The organism is Halobacillus yeomjeoni, from assembly GCF_020171525.1.
GTDB lineage: Bacteria > Bacillota > Bacilli > Bacillales > Halobacillaceae > Halobacillus > Halobacillus yeomjeoni.
In genome coordinates this window covers 156,380-176,611 of the sequence record NZ_JAIVAI010000001.1, presented here as the reverse complement: position 1 = coordinate 176,611, position 20,232 = coordinate 156,380, and the positions used below count along the sequence as shown (strand labels likewise).

The window sequence follows — 20,232 nt, the reverse complement described above, 5'->3', positions numbered from 1 at the left end:
CCTCATTTCAAAAAGGGGAGAGTACCCAAACGATACTCTCCCACTTCCTTATGCTTTTAATTCTTCAATACGCGCTTCTACTTTAGAGCGCTTATCTAAATAATCAACTTCTTTTTGACGTTCTTCTTCTACTACATGCTCAGGAGCTTTATTGACAAAGCCTTCGTTTGCCAATTTCTTCTGAACTCTTGTCACTTCCTGATCCCATTTCTTCCATTCATTTTCTAAACGCTTGATTTCATCTTCAATGTTGATCAGACCGGCTAACGGCAGGAACAATTCAGCTCCAGTAATCACAGCAGACATCGCTTTTTCAGGAGCCTGCAGGTCCGTAGCGATTGTCAGTTCACTAGGATTACAGAATTTCTCCAAATAAGATCTGTTTTTCTCAAGTTCTTGAACGACTTCATCATCTTTAGCCTGTATCAGCAATTGAATTTCTTTAGACATCGGTGTGTCTACCTCAGCTCTGATGTTTCGGACAGAACGTATGATGGAAACGAGACGCTCCATTTCAGCCACTGCCTGTTCATTATGGAACTCTTCACGAACAACCGGCCAGGACGCCTGGGTAATGGATTCCCCTTCATGTGGCAGGTGCTGCCAAATTTCCTCTGTTAAGAAAGGCATGAATGGGTGAAGCATACGCATCGTCTGGTCCAGGGTGTACGCAAGAATGGAGCGAGTCGTTTTAATTCTTGCTTCATCTTCGCCATAAAGTGGCAATTTAGCCATTTCGATATACCAATCACAAAAGTCATCCCAAATGAAATTGTAAAGGTGACGACCCGCTTCACCGAATTCATATTTATCGATGTTCTGAGTCACTTGATCGATTGTTTGGTTCAAACGTGTAAGAATCCATTGATCCGCTACGGATTTTTCCCCACTCAAATCGATTTCTTCATATTTCATGCCGCCCATGTTCATCAATGCAAATCGTGAAGCATTCCAAATCTTGTTCGCAAAGTTCCATGTCGACTCGACCTTCTCCCAGTGGAAACGTAAGTCCTGTCCTGGAGAAGAACCAGTAGCCAGGAAGTAACGAAGGGAATCAGCGCCGTATTTGTCGATGACATCCATCGGATCGACACCGTTTCCAAGTGACTTACTCATCTTTCTTCCATCTGCATCTCTGACAAGTCCATGGATGAGTACATCCTTAAACGGACGACGGCCGGTGAATTCAAGAGACTGGAAGATCATACGGCTCACCCAGAAACCGATGATGTCATAACCGGTTACGAGGACATCTGTCGGGAAGAAACGTTTATAATCTGCACTTTCTTCATCCGGCCAGCCCATCGTAGAGAACGGCCATAATGCTGATGAAAACCATGTATCCAGTACATCCTCATCTTGAGTCCAGTTTTCTGGATCTTTCGGTTCTTCTTTGCCTACATGAATTTCTCCTGTTTCCTTGTGGTACCAGGCAGGTATGCGATGCCCCCACCAAAGCTGGCGTGAAATACACCAGTCACGTGTGTTTTCCATCCAATGCAGGTAAGGTTTTTCAAAACGGTCCGGGACGAACTGAACAGCGTCTTCCCCTTTCTGCAAATCAATAGAAGCATCGGCTAGAGGTTTCATATCCACGAACCATTGCGTTGAAAGATAAGGCTCGACTACAGCTCCGCTTCTTTCTGAATGACCGACAGAGTGAAGGTGGTCTTCGATTTCAAATAGAACTCCTTCCTCTTGCAGGTCTTTTACAATTTGCTTTCGGCACTCGAAACGGTCCATGCCTTTGTACTTTCCTGCATTTTCGTTCATTGTGCCGTCTTCATTCATGACTAATACACGTTCCAGATTGTGACGATTTCCGATTTCAAAATCATTCGGGTCGTGGGCAGGTGTGATTTTCACAGCACCGGAACCGAACTCCATATCTACATAGTCATCTGCGACAATTTCGATTTCACGGCCGATGATCGGAAGAACGGCTTTTTTGCCTATCAAGTGTTGATATCGCTCATCATCTGGATGTACAGCAATGGCCGTATCACCAAGCATCGTTTCAGGACGTGTCGTAGCGATTTCAATCGTACCTTCCTCATCTTTTAAAGGGTAACGCATATGATAAAAAGCGCCTTGAACATCCTTGTACTCCACTTCAATATCGGATAGAGCCGTCTTCGTTTGAGGGTCCCAGTTGATAATGTACTCTCCACGATAGATCAAGCCCTTTTCATACAACTTGACGAATACTTCTTTGACCGCTTCCGACAACCCTTCATCTAATGTGAAGCGTTCACGTGAATAATCGAGTCCCAATCCAAGCTTCTCCCACTGGGTACGGATGAACTGTGCATATTCTTTTTTCCACTCCCATGACTTTTCCAGGAATTTTTCCCTTCCAAGATCATGGCGGGAAGTACCTGCTTCACGGAGTTTTGCATCCACTTTTGCTTGAGTCGCAATACCAGCATGGTCCATACCAGGCAGCCACAAAACATCGTATCCCTGCATTCTTTTTACACGAGTCAAAATATCCTGAAGTGTTGTATCCCACGCATGCCCTAAGTGTAGTTTCCCTGTTACGTTGGGAGGTGGAATGACAATTGTGTAAGGCTCCTTATTTTCATCCCCTGCAGCTTCAAAAAACTTACCGTCTACCCAATATTGATAACGGTCTTTTTCGATTGAGGAGGGGTCGTATTTCGTTGGCATTGAAAGATCTTCCTGATTCATTGATCTTCCTCCTTCTTTCTGATTATTGTAAAAATAAAAAATCCCTCTCATCCTAAAAAAGGACGAAAGGGATTGATTTCCGTGGTACCACCTTCATTTACAAGATTACTCTTGTACACTCGATTGAAATAACGGCTTCTAACCGGCTTCTCCTACTAATCGTTCAAAGAAGCTGCATAAGGGATGACTTTCCATAAACAATGATCCTGGAAAACTCTCAGCAAATGTTTTCCTCTCTGAAGGTATTATTCATGTACTCTTCCCTATCTGAGCATTTCACGTATGAAGTATATATTACATATTGTATATAGAATCATCAGTTTTAGTCAACTATTTCTTAAAATTCCGCGATTACACAAAAAAAGCTGCAGCAAAGGCTGCAGCACCTACAAAGGAGGCCGTTCAGGTTGAGCCGTATATACCGTTATCGCTTACCTCCCTGGTGTAGACATTGGTTGTATGTGATTGAAAAATCGCTTCTTCCTATACTGATTTTTCAAACTTTGAGGACCATCATCCTTCCAACGACATTGGATATCTTCATTCTGGGATTTGTTATCGGCCTTTTCCTCGCCTTTCGTTATAAGTGGATTTAATTTGGTATATAGACGATTTGGCCCGGGGAAAGGTCTTCTTGATCGGTATTGTACCTCTCCAGTTGTTTGACAGGCAATTCGTATTTTTCAGCAATGGATTCTAGCGTTTCATTATCTTGGACAATATACATTTTCATTTGAGTGAAGGATTCTTCACGGTTAGGAAAAAGGTGCTTGAATATTTGTTTGATTCCATCCATTCCTCCAGGGGCTTCACCTTTTCCTTCCTGTGACTCCTCTTTTGGTAATTCCTCTTGTTCGTAGCTTTGATAAGCACTTTCTACTTCCATATTCTGAGAGAAGTCCTCCTGCGCTTCTGTGACTTCTTCTTGTTTATGTCCAAAAAACTCAGATAAACTCTGCGATTTTTTACTATTCCAACGCCCAGCGGCATCATCCTGGGGCTCTGGATTCTCATACTTCTTCGCCCCAGTGACCGGGGCTTCTCTTTCAGGAAAACTGAATCTCTCTTCTTTATTCTGCTTGAAGTCTACCGGCCCTGCTGTCTTCGTATCATCAAACCCTTTGAAGTTTGATGACTCAGCCTGCTTCTGCTCCACACCGTTAATATTCATTTGTGCCTGGAGACGCAATTGTTGACTTGAAGGTAGTTCGTAATCGAAGCTGTCTATATCGACCAGCACATCATTCAAATTCGACACACGCTCTAAAGGAACAATGATTTCAACAGGGAAGGAATGTGAAAATTCGCATAGACCATCTTGCTGCCTTTGTACGTCATGGATAAATTTCAGTGCCTGCAATTGAGGATGATCTTCATGCCTATCTTCTGAAGACACAGCGACATACTCTCCAACCAAGGCTACTGATCCCTTCAAACAAACTTCATCGCCACGCTCTTCCAGAGTGATATCAGGCTCTAATGAGATTCCTACGAGCTCCTTGACTCCCTGTCCTTCCTTGAACCATAAGGATTCATCTAAATAAAATGAAAACACATTTTGATTTTTATGCAAAATAGGGTCCCCTCCCATAATAGAGTTAAATTCATTCCACTATTACAACCTTATGCAAGAAGGAGACAGAACATACATATTCATACAAGGTTGATTGTCCCACTTCAGAAAAGAACATCTGTTTTTTATTTTACGTGCCGATCAAACTTACATGACCATCTGATCACAAAAGGCAGGGACAGAGAACAAAAAAAGCAGGAGATTTTCATCCCCTGCTTTTTTTAACGCTTATTTAATTTCTGCAAATACTTTTTCAGCCGCGGCAATTGTTTGATCAATATCTTCATCTGTATGCTTCACAGAAAGGAACAGCCCTTCGAATTGAGAAGGCGGCAAGTAAATCCCTTCTTGAATCATCCCTTGATAATAACGGGTGAATAAATCAAGGTCTGATTGGTTGGCTGTTTCAAAATTAATGACAGGCTCATTTGTGAAGAAGAACCCGACCATGGAACCCGCTCGATTGACGGTTAGAGGGATATTGTGTTTTTCTGCTGCTTTCGTATAACCCTCAATCAATCGGTCGACCTTTTGGTTGATAGATTCATACGCTTCTTTCGTCATGGAGGAAATCGTTTCATATCCAGCCGTCATAGCCAGTGGATTCCCGGACAAAGTACCCGCTTGATAAATATCTCCAACTGGAGCTACACGTTCCATGATTTCACGTTTGCCTCCGTATGCACCTACTGGAAGACCTCCTCCAATTACTTTCCCTAAACAAGTCATGTCAGGGGTGACACCGTAGTGACCTTGTGCACTGTGATAACCAACACGGAAACCAGTCATGACCTCATCGAAGATAAGAACCGTACCGTTGTCTTCAGTCAATGTACGAAGCTCTTTGAGAAAACCTTCATTTGGCGGGACGACTCCCATATTACCTGATACCGGCTCCATGATCACTGCAGCTAAATCATCTCCGTATTGTTCAAACACATAGCGGACACTCTCCATATCATTGTATGGGACTGTAATCGTATTTTGAGCAATAGATTCCGGTACCCCCGGAGAATCCGGCAGACCAAGAGTCGCTACACCTGATCCAGCTTTGATCAACAGAGAGTCTCCATGGCCATGATAGTTCCCTTCGAATTTCAATATCTTATCTCTTCCTGTATAACCTCTGGCTACACGTAGAGCACTCATTGTAGCTTCTGTACCTGAATTGACCATGCGAAGCATCTCAATGGACGGTACTCTTTCAATAACCAGCTCAGCAAGTTTATTTTCTATTTCAGTCGGAGTTCCGAAGCTTGTTCCCCGCTCCGTAACAGACTTCAATGCTTCTGTTACATTTTCATCTGCATGGCCAAGGATCAAAGGGCCGTAACTTAAAACATAGTCGATGAACTCATTTCCATCAACATCATACATTTTGGAACCTTTCCCTTTCTCCATAAAGATAGGATCCATTCCTACAGATTTGAATGCACGCACCGGAGAGTTCACGCCTCCAGGCATCAATTGCACGGCTTTTTTATAAGCTTCTGATGAACGATTGAAATTTTTCATAGTCTCGCACCCTTTCCGACAGTTCTTTTATTGGTTTAACCATTTTGCTGCATCTTTAGCAAAATAGGTGATAATCAAGTCTGCACCCGCCCGTTTCATTGCGGTCAACTTTTCAAGGACGATTTCTTGTTCATTGACCCATCCGTTTTGTGCTGCAGCTTTGATCATTGAGTACTCTCCACTCACATTATAGGCGACCAGCGGCAGGTTGAAGCGGTCTTTCACTTCTCTCATGATATCCAAATAAGCAAGAGCCGGTTTAACGATAAGGAAGTCCGCCCCCTCATTGACATCTGACTCAGCCTCACGAATAGCCTCAAGCCGGTTCGCCGGATCCATTTGATAGGCTCTGCGATCTCCGAATTGCGGAGAACTATGAGCTGCATCACGGAACGGTCCATAAAAGGACGAAGCATATTTCACAGCATAAGACATCACCGGGATGTTACTGAATCCTGCTTCATCCAAACCTTGGCGAATAGCAGCGACGAACCCATCCATCATATTGGAAGGGGCAATAATATCCGCTCCTGCTTCTGCTTGAGTCACGGCCGTTTTCGTAATATATTCCAGTGACTCATCATTTTCAATTTCCCCATCTCTGACTACGCCGCAATGGCCATGGTCCGTGTATTGACATAAGCACGTATCAGCAATGACCGTAAGAGAAGGATGTTCTTCCTTTATTTGACGAACTGCTCGTTGAACAATACCTTCCTCATGGAACGCTTGACTTCCGATTTCATCTTTTTCATTTGGGACACCGAAAACGATGACCGAACGGATATTCAAGTGGACCAGTTCATTCATTTCTTCTGTTAAGTAATCTAAGGAGACTTGATGCACGCCCGGCATGGAAGCAACTGGATTCTTATGCCCTTCCCCTTCGACTACGAAGATCGGATAGATTAAATCATCGGTTCTTAAATGAGTCTCTCTTACAAGTGCTCTCATAGAATCTGTGCGACGCAACCGGCGGTGACGCTTGAATTTTATGTCCTGCATTTTATCGTTCTCCTTCTTCCGTGAAATATTGCCTCATCTGCTCTACCATATTCTCGATGGTGTACTGTTCTGGAATATGAACATGTTCGAACCCTGCTTCTTCCGCTTTTCTGGCAGTCGTCGGCCCGATACAGAAACAAGGAACAGAAAGCCCCCTGTTTTCCATACCCTTCACGATTGCCATATATGCTTGGATGGCGGAAGGGCTCGTAAAGGTAAGAGCATCTAATGAGCCTTTCGTTAATGATCGATTGATTTTTTTATTTGCATCTTTCATAAGTAGCGTATCATAGACGGTTATCGATTGAAAAAATACCCCTCGCTCCCGAAAGGCCTCAGGCAGAAGGTCCCGTGAACGGTTCCCTCTAACGTATAATATCTTTCCGACATTTCGTTCCTTTTCGAAAAACTCTTCAATCATCACCTCAGCATTGTATACTGAAGGAATAAAGTCAGCTTCATAACCATATGATTTCAGCATTCGGTTCGTTTTTGAACCGATTATCGCAAAACGAGTATTTTCCGACAGGTCTGAATTATATTGTTGTACCAACTCGAAAAAAAACTTCACGCCATTGGAGCTTGTTATAAAAACCCACTGATATTCGTGAAGTCGTCCCAGAATCTCTTGATTCTCATCCGTATCATTCAGTTGAAAAGAGAGAAGAGGAGTCTCAACAGCTACTCCTCCCTCTCTTTCTATAATTCTAGATAGCACTCTTGCCTGGGATCTGCCTCTGGTTATGAGTACGTGCTTCCCTGCAAGTGGCTTCATTATTGTTCATACTCCTCAATAGCGCGATCTACGATTTCCTGAGCCCCTTGAGCTTTCAAACGATCAGCAGCCATTTTTCCGACTTCGATTGGATCTTTACCACTTACAGTTTCATGTAAGATGGTTTTACCATCAGGAGTTCCTACCAGTGCAGTAAGAACGATTTCGTCCCCTTTACGGTACGCGTAACCTCCGATAGGAACCTGACAGCCTCCATTCAAGTCATGTAAAAACTTCCGTTCAGCCTTCACCGTAGTTTCCGTATATTCATGATTCAACTTCATAAGGAAATCACGAAGTTCAGAGTCATTTTCACGGCATTGGATAGCTAAAGCCCCCTGGCCTACAGCAGGAACACATACTTCCGGCTCCAAATATTCGGTCACAACATCGTCATCCCAGCCCATTCGCTTCAAACCTGCTGCTGCAAGGACGATCGCATCATAGTTTTCTTCTTTCAGTTTACGAAGACGCGTATCGATATTTCCGCGGATCCATTGAATTTCTAAGTCCGGGCGAACCGCTTTGATTTGTGAGCCTCGACGCAGACTGCTCGTCCCGACTACTGCCCCTTCAGGAAGGTCTTTCAAAGCGACATTTCCATTGGAAACGAATGCGTCACGGTGATCTTCTCTGAGCGGGATGGATGCGACAGTCAAACCTTCGGCAACGACAGCCGGCATATCCTTCATACTGTGAACAGCCATATCGATTTCCCCATCGTACATAGCCTGCTCGATTTCTTTGATGAATAACCCTTTACCACCGACTTTAGAAAGAGTGACATCTAAGATCTGGTCACCTTTAGTGGATATTCTCTTAATCTCAAATTCATAAGATGGATCGATCTCCTTCAATTGTTCGATGACCCACTCCGTTTGAGTAATGGCTAGTTTACTCTTTCTTGAACCGATGATGATTTTTCTCACAATTATCCTCCTAGAAATGGAAATTTGATAAGGAACCGAATAAAAAGAAATTGATTAATAGAAATAAAAAAGCTGCAGAATTAAAAAGGGATATAGTTCGACCTTGATAGCCCTTAACTACTCGTAGTAGTAGATAAATGATATAAACGACTAATACTAAAATGGATCCTAACGTTTTTGAGTCATACCAGTAAAAAAGATCAGGAGATACGTACCCCCATGTAATTCCGAGTATGATTGCAATCAATAATAATGGAACCCCGAGGATGACTGACCTGTAGGACAAAGAATCCAGTTTAGTAAGATCTCCCAACCTGAATAACTTCGTATCCCACTTTTTCTTTTTCAGCAATCGGTATTGCAGTAGATACATAATTGAAAAAATGAAGGACAGTGTAAAAAATCCATAGGATATAATCGCTAAACTGATGTGGACCACCAGCATTTCGTTTACAAGTTGGACTCCTTGGTTTTTCAGATCATTCTGGGCACGCGTTGATATGTGAATCAACATGACGAGGAAACCTAATACGTTTGTAAAAAACACTAAAAAATCGACGCGAAACAGACGGTTGATGATCAAAGAGAAGGTAACCAATATCCACGCATAAAAGTATAGGCCGTCATAGACAGTCATGATAGGGAAGTTATCTTCAATCAATACTTGAGTCAATAAAAAAAACGTCTGTAAACCCCAGACCATACTAAGTAACCAGAAGGCTGTTCGGTTTGCCTTCCGGTTAGTCTGTACAAAATCAATAAAGTATCCGATTAAACTAAGTCCATAAAGCAATAATATGAGTTCGTACACCCATTTGAATTCAAACATATGGACGTCCACCCTTATGAATTGACAATCGGGTCGATGACAGGAATAGAGTCGCTCATTTCTTTTTTATGCTTTTTTGAGGCGCGTTCCTTCTCTTCCTGATCTTTGATTTCCTCTTGCACTTGATCTTCAATCCCGAAAATTTGAGTAAATAAACGAAGTGTTTCTTCTGAATCAGGTTGAGCAGCTAATTCTTTCGCTTGTAAAATTGGATCTTTCAACATTTGATTAATGATACTTTTCGTATGCTTATTCAACACTTTCCGTTCACGATCTGAAAGCTCCGGCATTTTACGTTCAATGCTTTTCATCGTTTCTGCTTGAATGGAAAGAGCCTTAGATCTCAGCGCAGAAATGACAGGGACGACGCCGATGGTCTGTAGCCACTGTTTAAATTCCACGATTTCTGCTTCGATCATAATTTCAATTTGTTCTGCCGCTTGCTTTCGGGCAGCTAAATTCGCATCAACGATTCCCTGCAGATCATCAATATCGTATAAAAACACACTTTCAAGCGTTTCCATCGCCGGGTCCAAATCACGCGGAACGGCGATATCTACGAAGAATAATGGTTTCCCTTTACGTTTGCGATGAATCGGCTCCATTCGTTCACGTGTAATCACATACTCAGATGATCCAGTCGAGCTGATGACAATATCTGCATCGGCAAGGACTTCATCCAAGTTTTCCATCGTCAACGCCTGTCCATTGAATTGTTCTGCGACAGTCTGAGCTTTGGTGAATGTCCGGTTGACAACAGAGACTTTTCGTACGCCGGAACCATGCAGGTTCTTCGCTGCCAACTCACCCATTTTCCCTGCGCCTAAGATGACGATATGCTTGTGAACTAAATCGCCGAATATTTTTCTGGCTAACTCGACTGCAGCATAACTGACAGAAACCGCATTTTCTCCAATTTCTGTCTCCTTGTGTGCTTTCTTTGCCATTGTAATGGCTTGTTTGAACAACTGATTAAAGATCGTTCCTGTAGCACCAGCTTCTTGCGCCTGTAGGAAGGCCTGCTTCATCTGTCCAAGGATCTGCGTTTCCCCAAGAACCATTGAATCCAGCCCGGATGTCACTCGAAGCAAGTGTTCAATCGCCCCATCCGTTTCATAAATGGAAAGGAAAGGTGAAAATTCTTCTTTATCAATATCGAACCACGTTGATAAAAATTGTTTAATATAATAACGACCCGTATGCAGCTGGTCGACCACTGCATAGATCTCTGTACGATTACATGTAGAAATAATCACATTTTCCAATACACTTTTCTGTGCATTCAGCTGCTGCATTGCGTCATTTAAATGAGCTTCTGAAAATGTGAGCTTTTCTCGAATTTCCACAGGGGCTGTTTTATAATTGAGACCGACAGCTAGAATGTGCATTGCATCTACCCCCATTAACGTTCCTGACTTAATCATATATTTGTCATTATAACACGAATCTACACTTATATTTTTACCAAAATATGAACAGATTTTGAAATCGTTATGATACGATAGCGTTACATGACTTAAAAACCGAACCTGTTTTTTAAGAGAAGTTAAAATCTTAATCCGTTTGTAATATACCAAAACATGCTACATAGCGCAAGCGAACGACATTTTTCGTCTACGTATCGGGAGTGATTGATCGTGAAAAAACAAAATTCTTTATTGGGGTACCTGTTGTTAGCATTAGGAATTTATTACCTTCTCCAACAAATTCAACTGCCATTCTTGAGTGAATACAGCTCTTGGCCTACTCTACTTATTATTATCGGCCTTGCATTTCTATTCCATAGTTATGTCACAAAAGACTATTCTTTTCTGTTTACCGGAGTCTTAATTCTAGAATTAGGTATTCACTTTTATGCTCGTAAACAGCTGTCCATTTGGCCGGATCATTGGGGTATGTATCTATTATTACCAGGAATTGCATTCTTGATCAGTCATCAAAAAAATAAATCCGGATTGATACCAGGTCTGATCTTAGTCGGCAGTGGACTGTTCGTCATTATTTCCCCCATGTATCTTCCATGGCTGAATGGGATACAGGAAGTTTTCCACTTCCTTGAGAAGTTTTGGCCGCTCGTTCTAATCGTCTATGGAGTTCTGTTAATTAAGAAAAAGTAAAAGTGAACATACAAAAAAGCCGCCAAATATTTCATGGCGGCTTTTACTATTACAATATTGAACTTAAGAAAGCCTGCGTTCTCTCTTCTTGTGGATTCTCAAAAATATCTTTAGGGGCACCAGTTTCAACGATTTTCCCATCATGCATGTAGACGACACGATCAGCGACTTCTCTGGCAAATCCCATTTCATGAGTCACGACAACCATCGTCATCCCTTCTTGAGCCAAGTCCTTCATCGTCTGAAGTACTTCACCTACAAGCTCTGGATCTAAAGCTGAAGTTGGTTCATCGAACAGCATAATTTCAGGCTTCATAGCCAGAGCACGAGCGATTGCGACCCTCTGCTTCTGGCCTCCCGACAATTTGGAAGGATAGTCGTCCGCCTTGCTTCCAAGTCCTACTTTTTCCAGCAGTTCCTTCCCTTCTTTTTTAGCTTGAGCTTTTGGAACGCGCTTAACTTGAGTAGGTGCTTCTATTACATTTTGCAGTACTGTTTTGTGAGGGAATAGATTGAAATGTTGAAATACCATTCCGACTTTTTGACGAAACTCGTTCAGGTTGTCTTTCTTAGGGTTGACTTCTTTTCCTTGAATGAAGATATCCCCATCATTTTTCATTTCCAAGAAGTTCAGGCAGCGAAGCAGTGTACTTTTACCAGAACCACTGGCCCCGATAAGTACGACCACTTCTTTTTCTTCTACTGTAAAGTCTATCCCTTTCAAGACATGCAAATCTCCGAAATATTTATGCAGTTGATTTACTTGAATCATATTGTTACTCACTCTGTTTATCCTCCTCTATTCATCACCAGCAGCCATTTTCTTCTCTATTAAGCCTACTACCATTGTAAGGATGAACACAAGGATCAGGTAGTATACCGCACTGACTAAAAGCCAAGTCATATAGTCAAAAGTATTGGCGCCTTGGGTGGTTGCTACAGCGAAGATTTCAGAAACTCCGATAAAGGCAGCCAGAGACGAGTCTTTCAGGCCTATGATGAACTGGTTACCGAGCGGCGGCAGCGCTCGCCTGAACGCTTGCGGAAGAATGATTCTCCGCATCGTCAAAGAATGACTCATACCAAGAGATCGACCTGCCTCCATCTGCCCCTTTCCGATGGATTGAATCGATCCACGGAAGATTTCTGCTATGTATGCTCCGTTATGAAATGCAAGACCTAGTGACACGGACCAAAATCCACTGATCATCCAAACCTCTGTCAAACCATAATAGAATACGAAGATTTGTACAATCAGAGGGGTTCCTCGAACGATATAGATATAAGCATTTGCAATCCATTCCAGCGGTTTAATGTTCGATAACTTCATTAATGCAAAAAACAGACCGATAAAAATGGCGATGACTATGGAAACCGCTGTAAGGGCTAAAGTTACTTGTGAAGCTTCAATAAACAGCCCTTTACTACTTACCAGCGCATCCCAGAAGTTCGCCCAAAATGAGATAAAATTCAAATACATGGGTATCCACTCCTACTCCTTATTCATATCAAAAAGAGTACGCAATCAGCGCACTCTTTTTGACTTCAGATCTAGTAAAATTAAGATGTTACTCTGGCTTGGAAGTGATATCGTCACCGAAGTATTCTTTACTAATTTCAGCTAGTTTACCATTCTCTCGAAGTGTCTCTAGAGCTGCATTGATGTCCTCTAACAATTTTTCGTTGTCTTTAGCGACGGCAATTGCCTGTTCACTACGCTCAATCATTGCCTTGGCTTCAATTTCCAAGTCTTGACCCTTAGCCTCTTTCCCTGTCAGGAAATCAGTGATGACAGCATCGTGTCTGCCTTTAGCAAGAGATTGTAGAGCAACGACGTCACTGTCATAGGTTTTAATGTTATCTGTCACTTCTTCAGCAAATTTGCTGTAAGTGGATCCCTTGGATACAGCGATCTCTTTTCCTTCCAAATCTTCTAAAGATTCAATATCACTTCCTGGACGAGTGAAGATTTGTGCTCCGGAATAATAATAAGGGGTTGAAAAATCAACTTGTTCCGCTCGTTTTTCAGTGATTGTATGACTGGCTACAGCAGCATCAAAACGCCCAGTCTTTACACCCTCAACAATGGAGGCGAACTTTTGCTTTTGAGGATTCGGTTCCAGTCCAAGCTCTTCGGCTACAGCATTAGCCACATCAATATCAAAGCCGGACATTTCACCGCTTGCGTCCGTCATACTGAAAGGACGGAACTCTCCAGAAGCCGCGAATGTGAATTTCCCTTCTTCAACCAATCCATACTCATTTGAGGCCCCTTCTGTATTGCTTTCATTTGTTTCTTCTTCTGTTGTTTCTCCCCCGCCACAAGCTGACAATAGAAGTGCAGTCAGCAACGCGAACGTAAGAAGCAAAAATTGTTTTTTCATTCCCAGAATCCTTCCCTTCTCTCAGTTGTAAATCATATGTACTATTCGCATATACCCCATTATATCGACCATTAGAAATTTTCCCAAAATTTAAAAATGTACAAAATCAGCTAAAAACCTCTGTGAATATGGTCTGGTTTGTAAATATGCCCAAATGCTTAAGAATGCATGAAATTGCTCTAATATGATCTGATTTTGTATAATAATACAATAAAACACTCTTATAATGAATAAAAAAACCACTCCTGTATAAAGGAGTGGTTTCCTGGTCATAGATTTAAATGGCTGAGCATCGTTCTCCACGCAACGTCTTTGCCCTCTCCTGTTTCAGAGGAAAATGGGATCAAGGAATCTTCCTCTTCCATTTCCAGCACATCATAAATCATATTCAATTGTTTTTTTCGCTGACCTTTTTTAATTTTGTCCAACTTTGTTGCGATGACCATGACCGGAAGGCCGAAGTGCTTCAAGTAATCATACATCAAGCGGTCATCTTCCGTTGGTTTATGGCGGATATCGATGATAAGAGCAGTCGCGCGCAACTGCTCTCGTTCAGCAAAGTATTCCTCCATCATCTCTCCCCATTTGGCACGCTCTTTTTTGGATACTTTCGCATAGCCATAACCCGGAACATCTACAAAGTGAAATTGATCATTAATGATATAGAAGTTAAGGGTTTGTGTTTTTCCTGGCTTGGAAGATGTCCGTGCCAAGTTCTTCCTTTGGATCATTTTGTTTATAAACGAAGATTTGCCTACATTGGAACGCCCCGCTAGAGCAATTTCCGGAATAGGAGCCTTCGGATATTGTTTTTTACTTGCAGCACTGATCACGATATCTGCTGTATTAACTTTCATGTATATCCTCCATTAATGCATGTTTGAGCACTTCATCTAAATGTTTGACAGGAATGAATGTCAGACCTTTTCGGACGCTGTCCGGGATGTCCTCCAGATCCTTTTCATTATCTGCAGGCATGATGATTTTTGATAGGCCCGCTCTATGAGCACTCAATGATTTTTCCTTCAATCCACCGATAGGTAAGACACGTCCACGGAGAGTGATCTCTCCAGTCATGCCTACTTCCTTTCTTACAGGCCGTCCCGTTAACGCAGAAACCAGAGCAGTCGCCATTGTAATCCCCGCAGAAGGCCCATCCTTAGGTGTAGCCCCTTCCGGAACGTGGATGTGAATATCATTCTTCTCCACAAATTCAGGATCAATATTCAACTCTTCAGCTCGAGATCGAATGTAGCTGAAAGCTGCCTGGGCAGACTCCTTCATTACATCTCCAAGTTTTCCTGTTAAAGTCAAGTTCCCCTTACCTGGGTAAATGGACACTTCTATGGATAAGGTGTCTCCACCTGCAGTCGTATAAGCCAACCCTGTAGCAGCACCTACTTGATCTTCCAGTTCAGCCTGCCCATATCGGAACTTCGGACGTCCGAGCAGCTCTTCTAACTGCTTCTCTGTAATGACTACACGTTGTTTGTCCCCTGAAACGATAATTTTGGCAGCTTTACGGCATAAGCTTGCGAGCTCCCGCTCAAGACCACGGACCCCTGCTTCTCTTGTATACCTGCGAATCAACTTAAGAAGCGCTTCTTCACGAAGCTGAATTTGACCTTTGGTCAGGCCGTTCTGCTTAATTTGCTTCGGAAGCAAATGCTCTTTGGCAATGTGCAGCTTTTCAACTTCTGTATAACCGGCAATCGTTATGACTTCCATACGATCACGCAAAGGACCAGGAATGGCGGCCATATTGTTTGCTGTCGCGACGAACATGACTTTTGATAAATCATAATATTCTTCAATGAAGTGGTCGCTGAATGTCCCATTTTGTTCTGGGTCCAGCACTTCAAGCATCGCTGAGGAAGGGTCTCCTCTGAAATCGCTGGCCATTTTATCGATTTCATCCAATAGGAAGACCGGGTTCATAGTCTCTGCCCGTTTCATACCTTGGATGATCCGCCCTGGCATAGCTCCGATATACGTACGTCGGTGGCCTCTTATTTCAGCTTCATCCCGGACACCACCCAATGAAATACGGACGAATTTCCGATTGATTGCCCTGGCAATCGATTTCGCCAAAGAAGTTTTTCCGACCCCGGGTGGTCCTACTAAACAAAGAATAGGCCCTTTAATGGATTGGGTTAACCTCTGCACAGCTATATATTCTAAAACACGATCCTTGACCTTCTCCAAACCGTAATGATCTTCATCCAAAATCGTCTCAGCATGGTTCACATCCAAGTTATCTTCTGTTTCTTCTGACCAAGGAAGTGCTACCAGCCATTCAATATAATTTCTGATAACAGAACTTTCTGCTGAGCTTTGAGGTACCTTTTCATATCTGCCCAGTTCTTTCAAAGCTATCTTTTCGACACGCTCAGGCATGTTGGATTCCTCAATCTTCTCTTTCAACTGAGCTACTTCTCCAGACTTTCCATCTTTATCGCCCAATTCATTCTGGATAGCTTTCATTTGTTCACGCAAATAATACTCTTTTTGTGTCTTCTCCATTGACTTCTTTACGCGCTGACCGATTTTCTGTTCAATTTGAAGAACTTCACGTTCATTGCCTATCAGTTCAATCAATTTTTGAAGCCGGGCTTTTACGTTTTCTGTTTCTAATATTTTCTGTTTATCCTTCAGCTTTACAGGAAGGTGGGAAGTCACCATATCTGCAAGATGACTTGGATCATCAATATCAGACACTGTATTGAATGTTTCTTGGCTGACTTTTTTGGAGACCTTTACGTATTGTTCGAATTGGCTCATCAAAGTTCTCAACAAAGCTTCTTCTTCATTTTTATCGGCATGTTCATCTTCAAGTTTCTGAATGCTTGCCTGATAAAATTCATCGCCTTCATTTAATTCATTGATTGAAGCCCGATACAATCCTTCAACCAGCACACGATTTGTACCGTTTGGAAGCTTCACCATCTGTTTGACCCTGGCTACTGTCCCTACCGTGTACATATCCTCGGAAGAAGGTTCATCGATGTTCACTTCTTTTTGTGACACTAGAAAAATTTCATTATCGTCCATCATCGCTTGTTCAAGTGCATTGACGGACTTTTCCCGACCAACATCAAGGTGCAGAACCATCGATGGGTACACTAACAAACCTCTTAAAGGCAGCAGTGGAATTTGAGTTCTTGATTTATCTGTCATAATGTGCACCTCCGAATTATACAAATACGTAATCTAATCATATATAAAGATTATTGGAAAGTAAACGTAAGTATGTTGTATTATACCAACGCTGAAATCCCTTCACTCCATGGGGGGTCAAGGGCAGTCCAGCAAATGTTATCCATATTATGAGCCTGCTCGCTCACTTTCATCCTAAGTTCATCGAGATGTTTGGGATACTCTCCTGTTCAAATAAATCCACAATAATATATAAGCCGCGCTACGATTAATTGTAGCGCGGCTTCAAGACAAAAGTTAGGTGGGACCTAAAGAAAATCAAGCACTTTCTTTAGGAGATTCTTTATTCTCATCTTCAACCGTACCATCTGTCAGGATAAGTTTCGGGCGGCCATTTTCCGCAACCACGGTATCCTTCGTAATGATACATTTTTCAATATCATCACGTGATGGAAGTTCATACATGACATCAAGCATGATTCCCTCAATGATTGAACGAAGACCACGAGCTCCTGTCTTACGCTCAATGGCTAAACGCGCAATTTCTCTAAGAGCCTCTTCTTCAATTTCCAGCTCGACGTGATCGATTTGGAATAGTTTTTGATACTGTTTGACTAGAGCATTTTTCGGTTTAGTCAAGATTTCTACAAGTGCTTCTTCATCCAACTGCTCCAGACTTCCGATAACCGGAAGACGACCGATGAATTCTGGAATGAGACCATAACTTAACAAGTCTTCAGGTAGAACTTTTGTAAGCAATTCTTTTTTCTCAGAATCATCCGTTGTTTGTTCAGAGCCAAACCCGATCACTTTTTTACCAAGACGGCGTTTGATGATTTGATCGATTCCGTCGAAGGCACCACCGACGATGAACAGTACGTTGGTCGTATCGATTTGGATGAATTCTTGATGAGGATGTTTCCGTCCTCCTTGAGGTGGAACACTCGCTTGAGTACCTTCAAGGATTTTCAGCAAGGCTTGTTGAACACCTTCGCCGGAAACGTCTCGAGTAATCGAAGGATTTTCAGATTTACGTGCAACTTTGTCTATTTCATCGATGTAGATAATTCCTTTTTCTGCTTTTTCCACATCATAATCAGCTGCTTGAATCAGCTTCAGGAGGATGTTTTCAACATCTTCACCTACATAACCTGCTTCCGTCAGCGATGTAGCGTCTGCAATAGCAAAAGGAACATTGAGGATACGTGCCAGTGTCTGGGCAAGCAACGTCTTACCGCTACCTGTAGGTCCAAGCATCAAGATATTACTTTTAGCAAGTTCCACATCATCATTTTTCACTCCAGCGTTAATACGCTTATAGTGGTTATAGACGGCTACAGAGAGGTTCTTTTTCGCTTGATCCTGTCCAATTACATAATCATTTAAAATTTCACGGATCTCTTGAGGTTTTGGCACCTCTTTGAATTCAACCTCTTCTTCATTACCTAATTCTTCTTCTACTATTTCCGTACATAATTCAATACATTCATCACAAATATATACGCCAGGTCCTGCGACAAGTTTACGAACTTGTTCCTGACTTTTACCGCAGAAAGAACACTTCAGTTGTCCTTTTTCATCGTTAAATTTAAACATACGTTTCACCCCTTAATAAAATGACGCAATAGTTGCGACTGAAGTCTTAAGATATGACTTAAACGATTCAGCTTCTTTTGCCCATCATACCAAAATAACCTCAAACAAAAAAGCAATACCTATTAGAGGTGTGCGAAGTCTATTGCACCACCCTAATTATGTAGATATGTGAAAGATAAGTCAAACAAAAGGATATCTTTACTATTGTATGTAAGTGGGAGGATGTACCATTCATGATATCCACGAATTAAGGTACCTATACTCCTTGTTAAACGAAATATAGGAGAAGACAAGGCAGGGAATCCACGCCTTGTCTTCGTTATAAATTATTCAGCTTTGCAGTTTTCAACTAGAACGTCGATGGCTTTACGCACTTTAAGATCTTCTTTGATCATATCTGTGTTGCCGCCAAGCATTTGAGTCAACTGAGCAACGTCTGTTTGATACATGGAAGCCATGTTCTCAAGCTCGCTGTTCACATCTTCATCTGTGACATTCACGTCTTCTGCTTCAGAGATTGCTTCAAGAGTAAGGTTCGTTTTCACGCGCTTACCTGCATCCTCTTTCATTTGTTCACGCAATGCATCTTCGTCCTGACCAGTGAATTGGAAGTACATATCCTTCGTCATTCCCTGCATTTGTAGACGCTGTTCAAATTCTTGTACCATACGATCCAATTCAGTTTGAACCATTGCGTCAGGAATTTCTACTTCAGCATTTTCAGAAGCTTGTTTTACCAACGTATCACGTTTATGGTTTTCAGCTTCTGTTTTCTTCTGCTCTTCTAGACGTTCACGGGTTTTCTTCGTCAACTCATCTAGAGTTTCTACTTCTTCATCTACATCCTTAGCGAACTCATCATCAAGTTCTGGCAGCTCTTTACCTTTGATTTCATGAATTTTCACTTTGAATGTAGCTTCTTTTCCTGCAAGATCCTCAGCGTGGTATTCTTCTGGGAAAGTAACCTGTACATCTGTTTCTTCTCCAGCTTTCTTACCGACTAACTGCTCTTCAAATCCTGGGATAAAGGAACCGGATCCTACTTCAAGGGAGTAGTTGTCTGCTTGTCCACCTTCGAACGCTTCACCATCAACGAATCCTTCGAAGTCCATAACAACTGTATCGCCGTTTTCAACTTCTCCTTCTTCTTTGACTACTAGTTCAGCCTGCTTTTCTTGAAGCTGCTTCAATTCATTTTGTACATCTTCGTCAGTTACTTCAGTGCTCAGCTCTTCTACTTCAAGACCTTTGTAGTCTCCAAGCTTCACTTCTGGCTTAACAGTAACTTCAGCAGTAAAGACTAGGTTTTCACCTTTTTCAAGCTGTTTAACATCCACTTCTGGACGATCGACTGGCTCAATACCTGTTTCTTCAACAGCTTCTGTGTAAGCTTTTGGAAGAATGATATCAAGAGCGTCTTGATAAAGGGATTCTACTCCGAAACGGCTTTCGAATAGTTTACGAGGTACTTTTCCTTTACGGAATCCAGGTACCTGTACCTGTTTAACTACTTTTTTAAAGGCTTGATCAAGTGCTTGGTCGAACTCACTTGCAGGTACTTCTACAGTCAAAGTACCTTGATTGCCTTCTTGTTTTTCCCATTTTGCTGACATAAAAAATTCCCTCCAACATCTATTGTTTCGATTTCGTCAAAGACGATTG

Annotated in this window: 16 protein-coding genes and 1 other annotated feature; of the genes, 1 reads left to right on the top strand and 15 read right to left on the bottom strand. The window is 42.1% G+C overall.

The features are described from left to right. Window positions 1–48 precede the first annotated feature (48 nt). The 8 genes from LCL89_RS00835 to hemA form a co-directional block, all read right to left on the bottom strand. Window positions 49–2,691, bottom strand: a complete 2,643-nt coding sequence (locus LCL89_RS00835) for a valine--tRNA ligase (RefSeq protein ID WP_224807186.1) — start codon at window positions 2,689–2,691, stop codon at window positions 49–51. A gap of 55 nt (window positions 2,692–2,746) precedes the next feature. Further along, window positions 2,747–2,970: a binding site (T-box leader), on the bottom strand. Window positions 2,971–3,283: 313 nt separating this feature from the next. Further along, window positions 3,284–4,264, bottom strand: a complete 981-nt coding sequence (gene spoVID / locus LCL89_RS00825) for a stage VI sporulation protein D (RefSeq protein ID WP_224807181.1) — start codon at window positions 4,262–4,264, stop codon at window positions 3,284–3,286. 228 nt (window positions 4,265–4,492) lie between these two features. Beyond that, entirely contained in the window at window positions 4,493–5,779 is a 1,287-nt protein-coding gene (hemL, locus tag LCL89_RS00820; RefSeq protein ID WP_224807180.1) for a glutamate-1-semialdehyde 2,1-aminomutase, read from the bottom strand. Between the two features lie 27 nt (window positions 5,780–5,806). Continuing rightward, window positions 5,807–6,784 (bottom strand): porphobilinogen synthase, encoded by a 978-nt coding sequence (hemB, locus tag LCL89_RS00815; protein WP_224807178.1) that lies wholly within the window; start codon window positions 6,782–6,784, stop codon window positions 5,807–5,809. A 1-nt stretch (window position 6,785) separates the two neighbouring features. Further along, on the bottom strand, window positions 6,786–7,559 hold the full coding sequence (locus LCL89_RS00810) for a uroporphyrinogen-III synthase (RefSeq protein ID WP_224807177.1): 774 nt from the start codon (window positions 7,557–7,559) through the stop codon (window positions 6,786–6,788). Continuing rightward, window positions 7,559–8,488, bottom strand: coding sequence for a hydroxymethylbilane synthase (gene hemC, locus LCL89_RS00805; protein ID WP_224807176.1), 930 nt, complete (start codon window positions 8,486–8,488; stop codon window positions 7,559–7,561). The genes LCL89_RS00810 and hemC overlap by 1 nt, the downstream gene beginning before the upstream one ends. A 10-nt stretch (window positions 8,489–8,498) precedes the next feature. Continuing rightward, window positions 8,499–9,317, bottom strand: coding sequence for a cytochrome c biogenesis protein (locus LCL89_RS00800; protein ID WP_197316614.1), 819 nt, complete (start codon window positions 9,315–9,317; stop codon window positions 8,499–8,501). A gap of 14 nt (window positions 9,318–9,331) precedes the next feature. Continuing rightward, entirely contained in the window at window positions 9,332–10,705 is a 1,374-nt protein-coding gene (hemA, locus tag LCL89_RS00795; protein ID WP_224809508.1) for a glutamyl-tRNA reductase, read from the bottom strand. A 249-nt stretch (window positions 10,706–10,954) separates the two neighbouring features. Here hemA and LCL89_RS00790 point away from each other — a divergent pair, with 249 nt between their 5' ends. Next, window positions 10,955–11,434 carry a LiaI-LiaF-like domain-containing protein gene (locus tag LCL89_RS00790; protein WP_197316616.1) on the top strand — a complete coding sequence of 160 codons (480 nt, stop codon included), beginning with the start codon at window positions 10,955–10,957 and terminating at the stop codon, window positions 11,432–11,434. Window positions 11,435–11,483: 49 nt separating this feature from the next. Here LCL89_RS00790 and LCL89_RS00785 read toward each other — a convergent pair whose 3' ends face one another. The 7 genes from LCL89_RS00785 to tig all read right to left on the bottom strand — a co-directional run bounded on the left by LCL89_RS00785 (window position 11,484) and on the right by tig (window position 20,183). Further along, window positions 11,484–12,206 (bottom strand): amino acid ABC transporter ATP-binding protein, encoded by a 723-nt coding sequence (locus tag LCL89_RS00785; RefSeq protein WP_197316845.1) that lies wholly within the window; start codon window positions 12,204–12,206, stop codon window positions 11,484–11,486. A 27-nt stretch (window positions 12,207–12,233) separates the two neighbouring features. Beyond that, window positions 12,234–12,914, bottom strand: coding sequence for an amino acid ABC transporter permease (locus LCL89_RS00780; protein WP_197316617.1), 681 nt, complete (start codon window positions 12,912–12,914; stop codon window positions 12,234–12,236). Between the two features lie 88 nt (window positions 12,915–13,002). Continuing rightward, a complete protein-coding gene (locus LCL89_RS00775) occupies window positions 13,003–13,818 on the bottom strand; it encodes a transporter substrate-binding domain-containing protein (RefSeq protein WP_197316618.1) in 816 nt (271 codons plus the stop codon). Window positions 13,819–14,087: 269 nt separating this feature from the next. After that, window positions 14,088–14,675 carry a ribosome biogenesis GTP-binding protein YihA/YsxC gene (gene yihA, locus LCL89_RS00770; protein ID WP_197316619.1) on the bottom strand — a complete coding sequence of 196 codons (588 nt, stop codon included), beginning with the start codon at window positions 14,673–14,675 and terminating at the stop codon, window positions 14,088–14,090. Beyond that, complete coding sequence (lon, locus tag LCL89_RS00765; protein WP_224807175.1) at window positions 14,665–16,995, bottom strand: endopeptidase La; 2,331 nt, start codon at window positions 16,993–16,995, stop codon at window positions 14,665–14,667. The genes yihA and lon overlap by 11 nt, the downstream gene beginning before the upstream one ends. Window positions 16,996–17,292: 297 nt before the next feature. Further along, window positions 17,293–18,570: an ATP-dependent protease ATP-binding subunit ClpX gene (gene clpX, locus LCL89_RS00760; RefSeq protein WP_197316621.1), complete on the bottom strand. Its 1,278-nt coding sequence runs from the start codon at window positions 18,568–18,570 to the stop codon at window positions 17,293–17,295. 326 nt (window positions 18,571–18,896) lie between these two features. After that, on the bottom strand, window positions 18,897–20,183 hold the full coding sequence (gene tig, locus LCL89_RS00755) for a trigger factor (protein WP_224807174.1): 1,287 nt from the start codon (window positions 20,181–20,183) through the stop codon (window positions 18,897–18,899). Window positions 20,184–20,232: the final 49 nt, after the last annotated feature.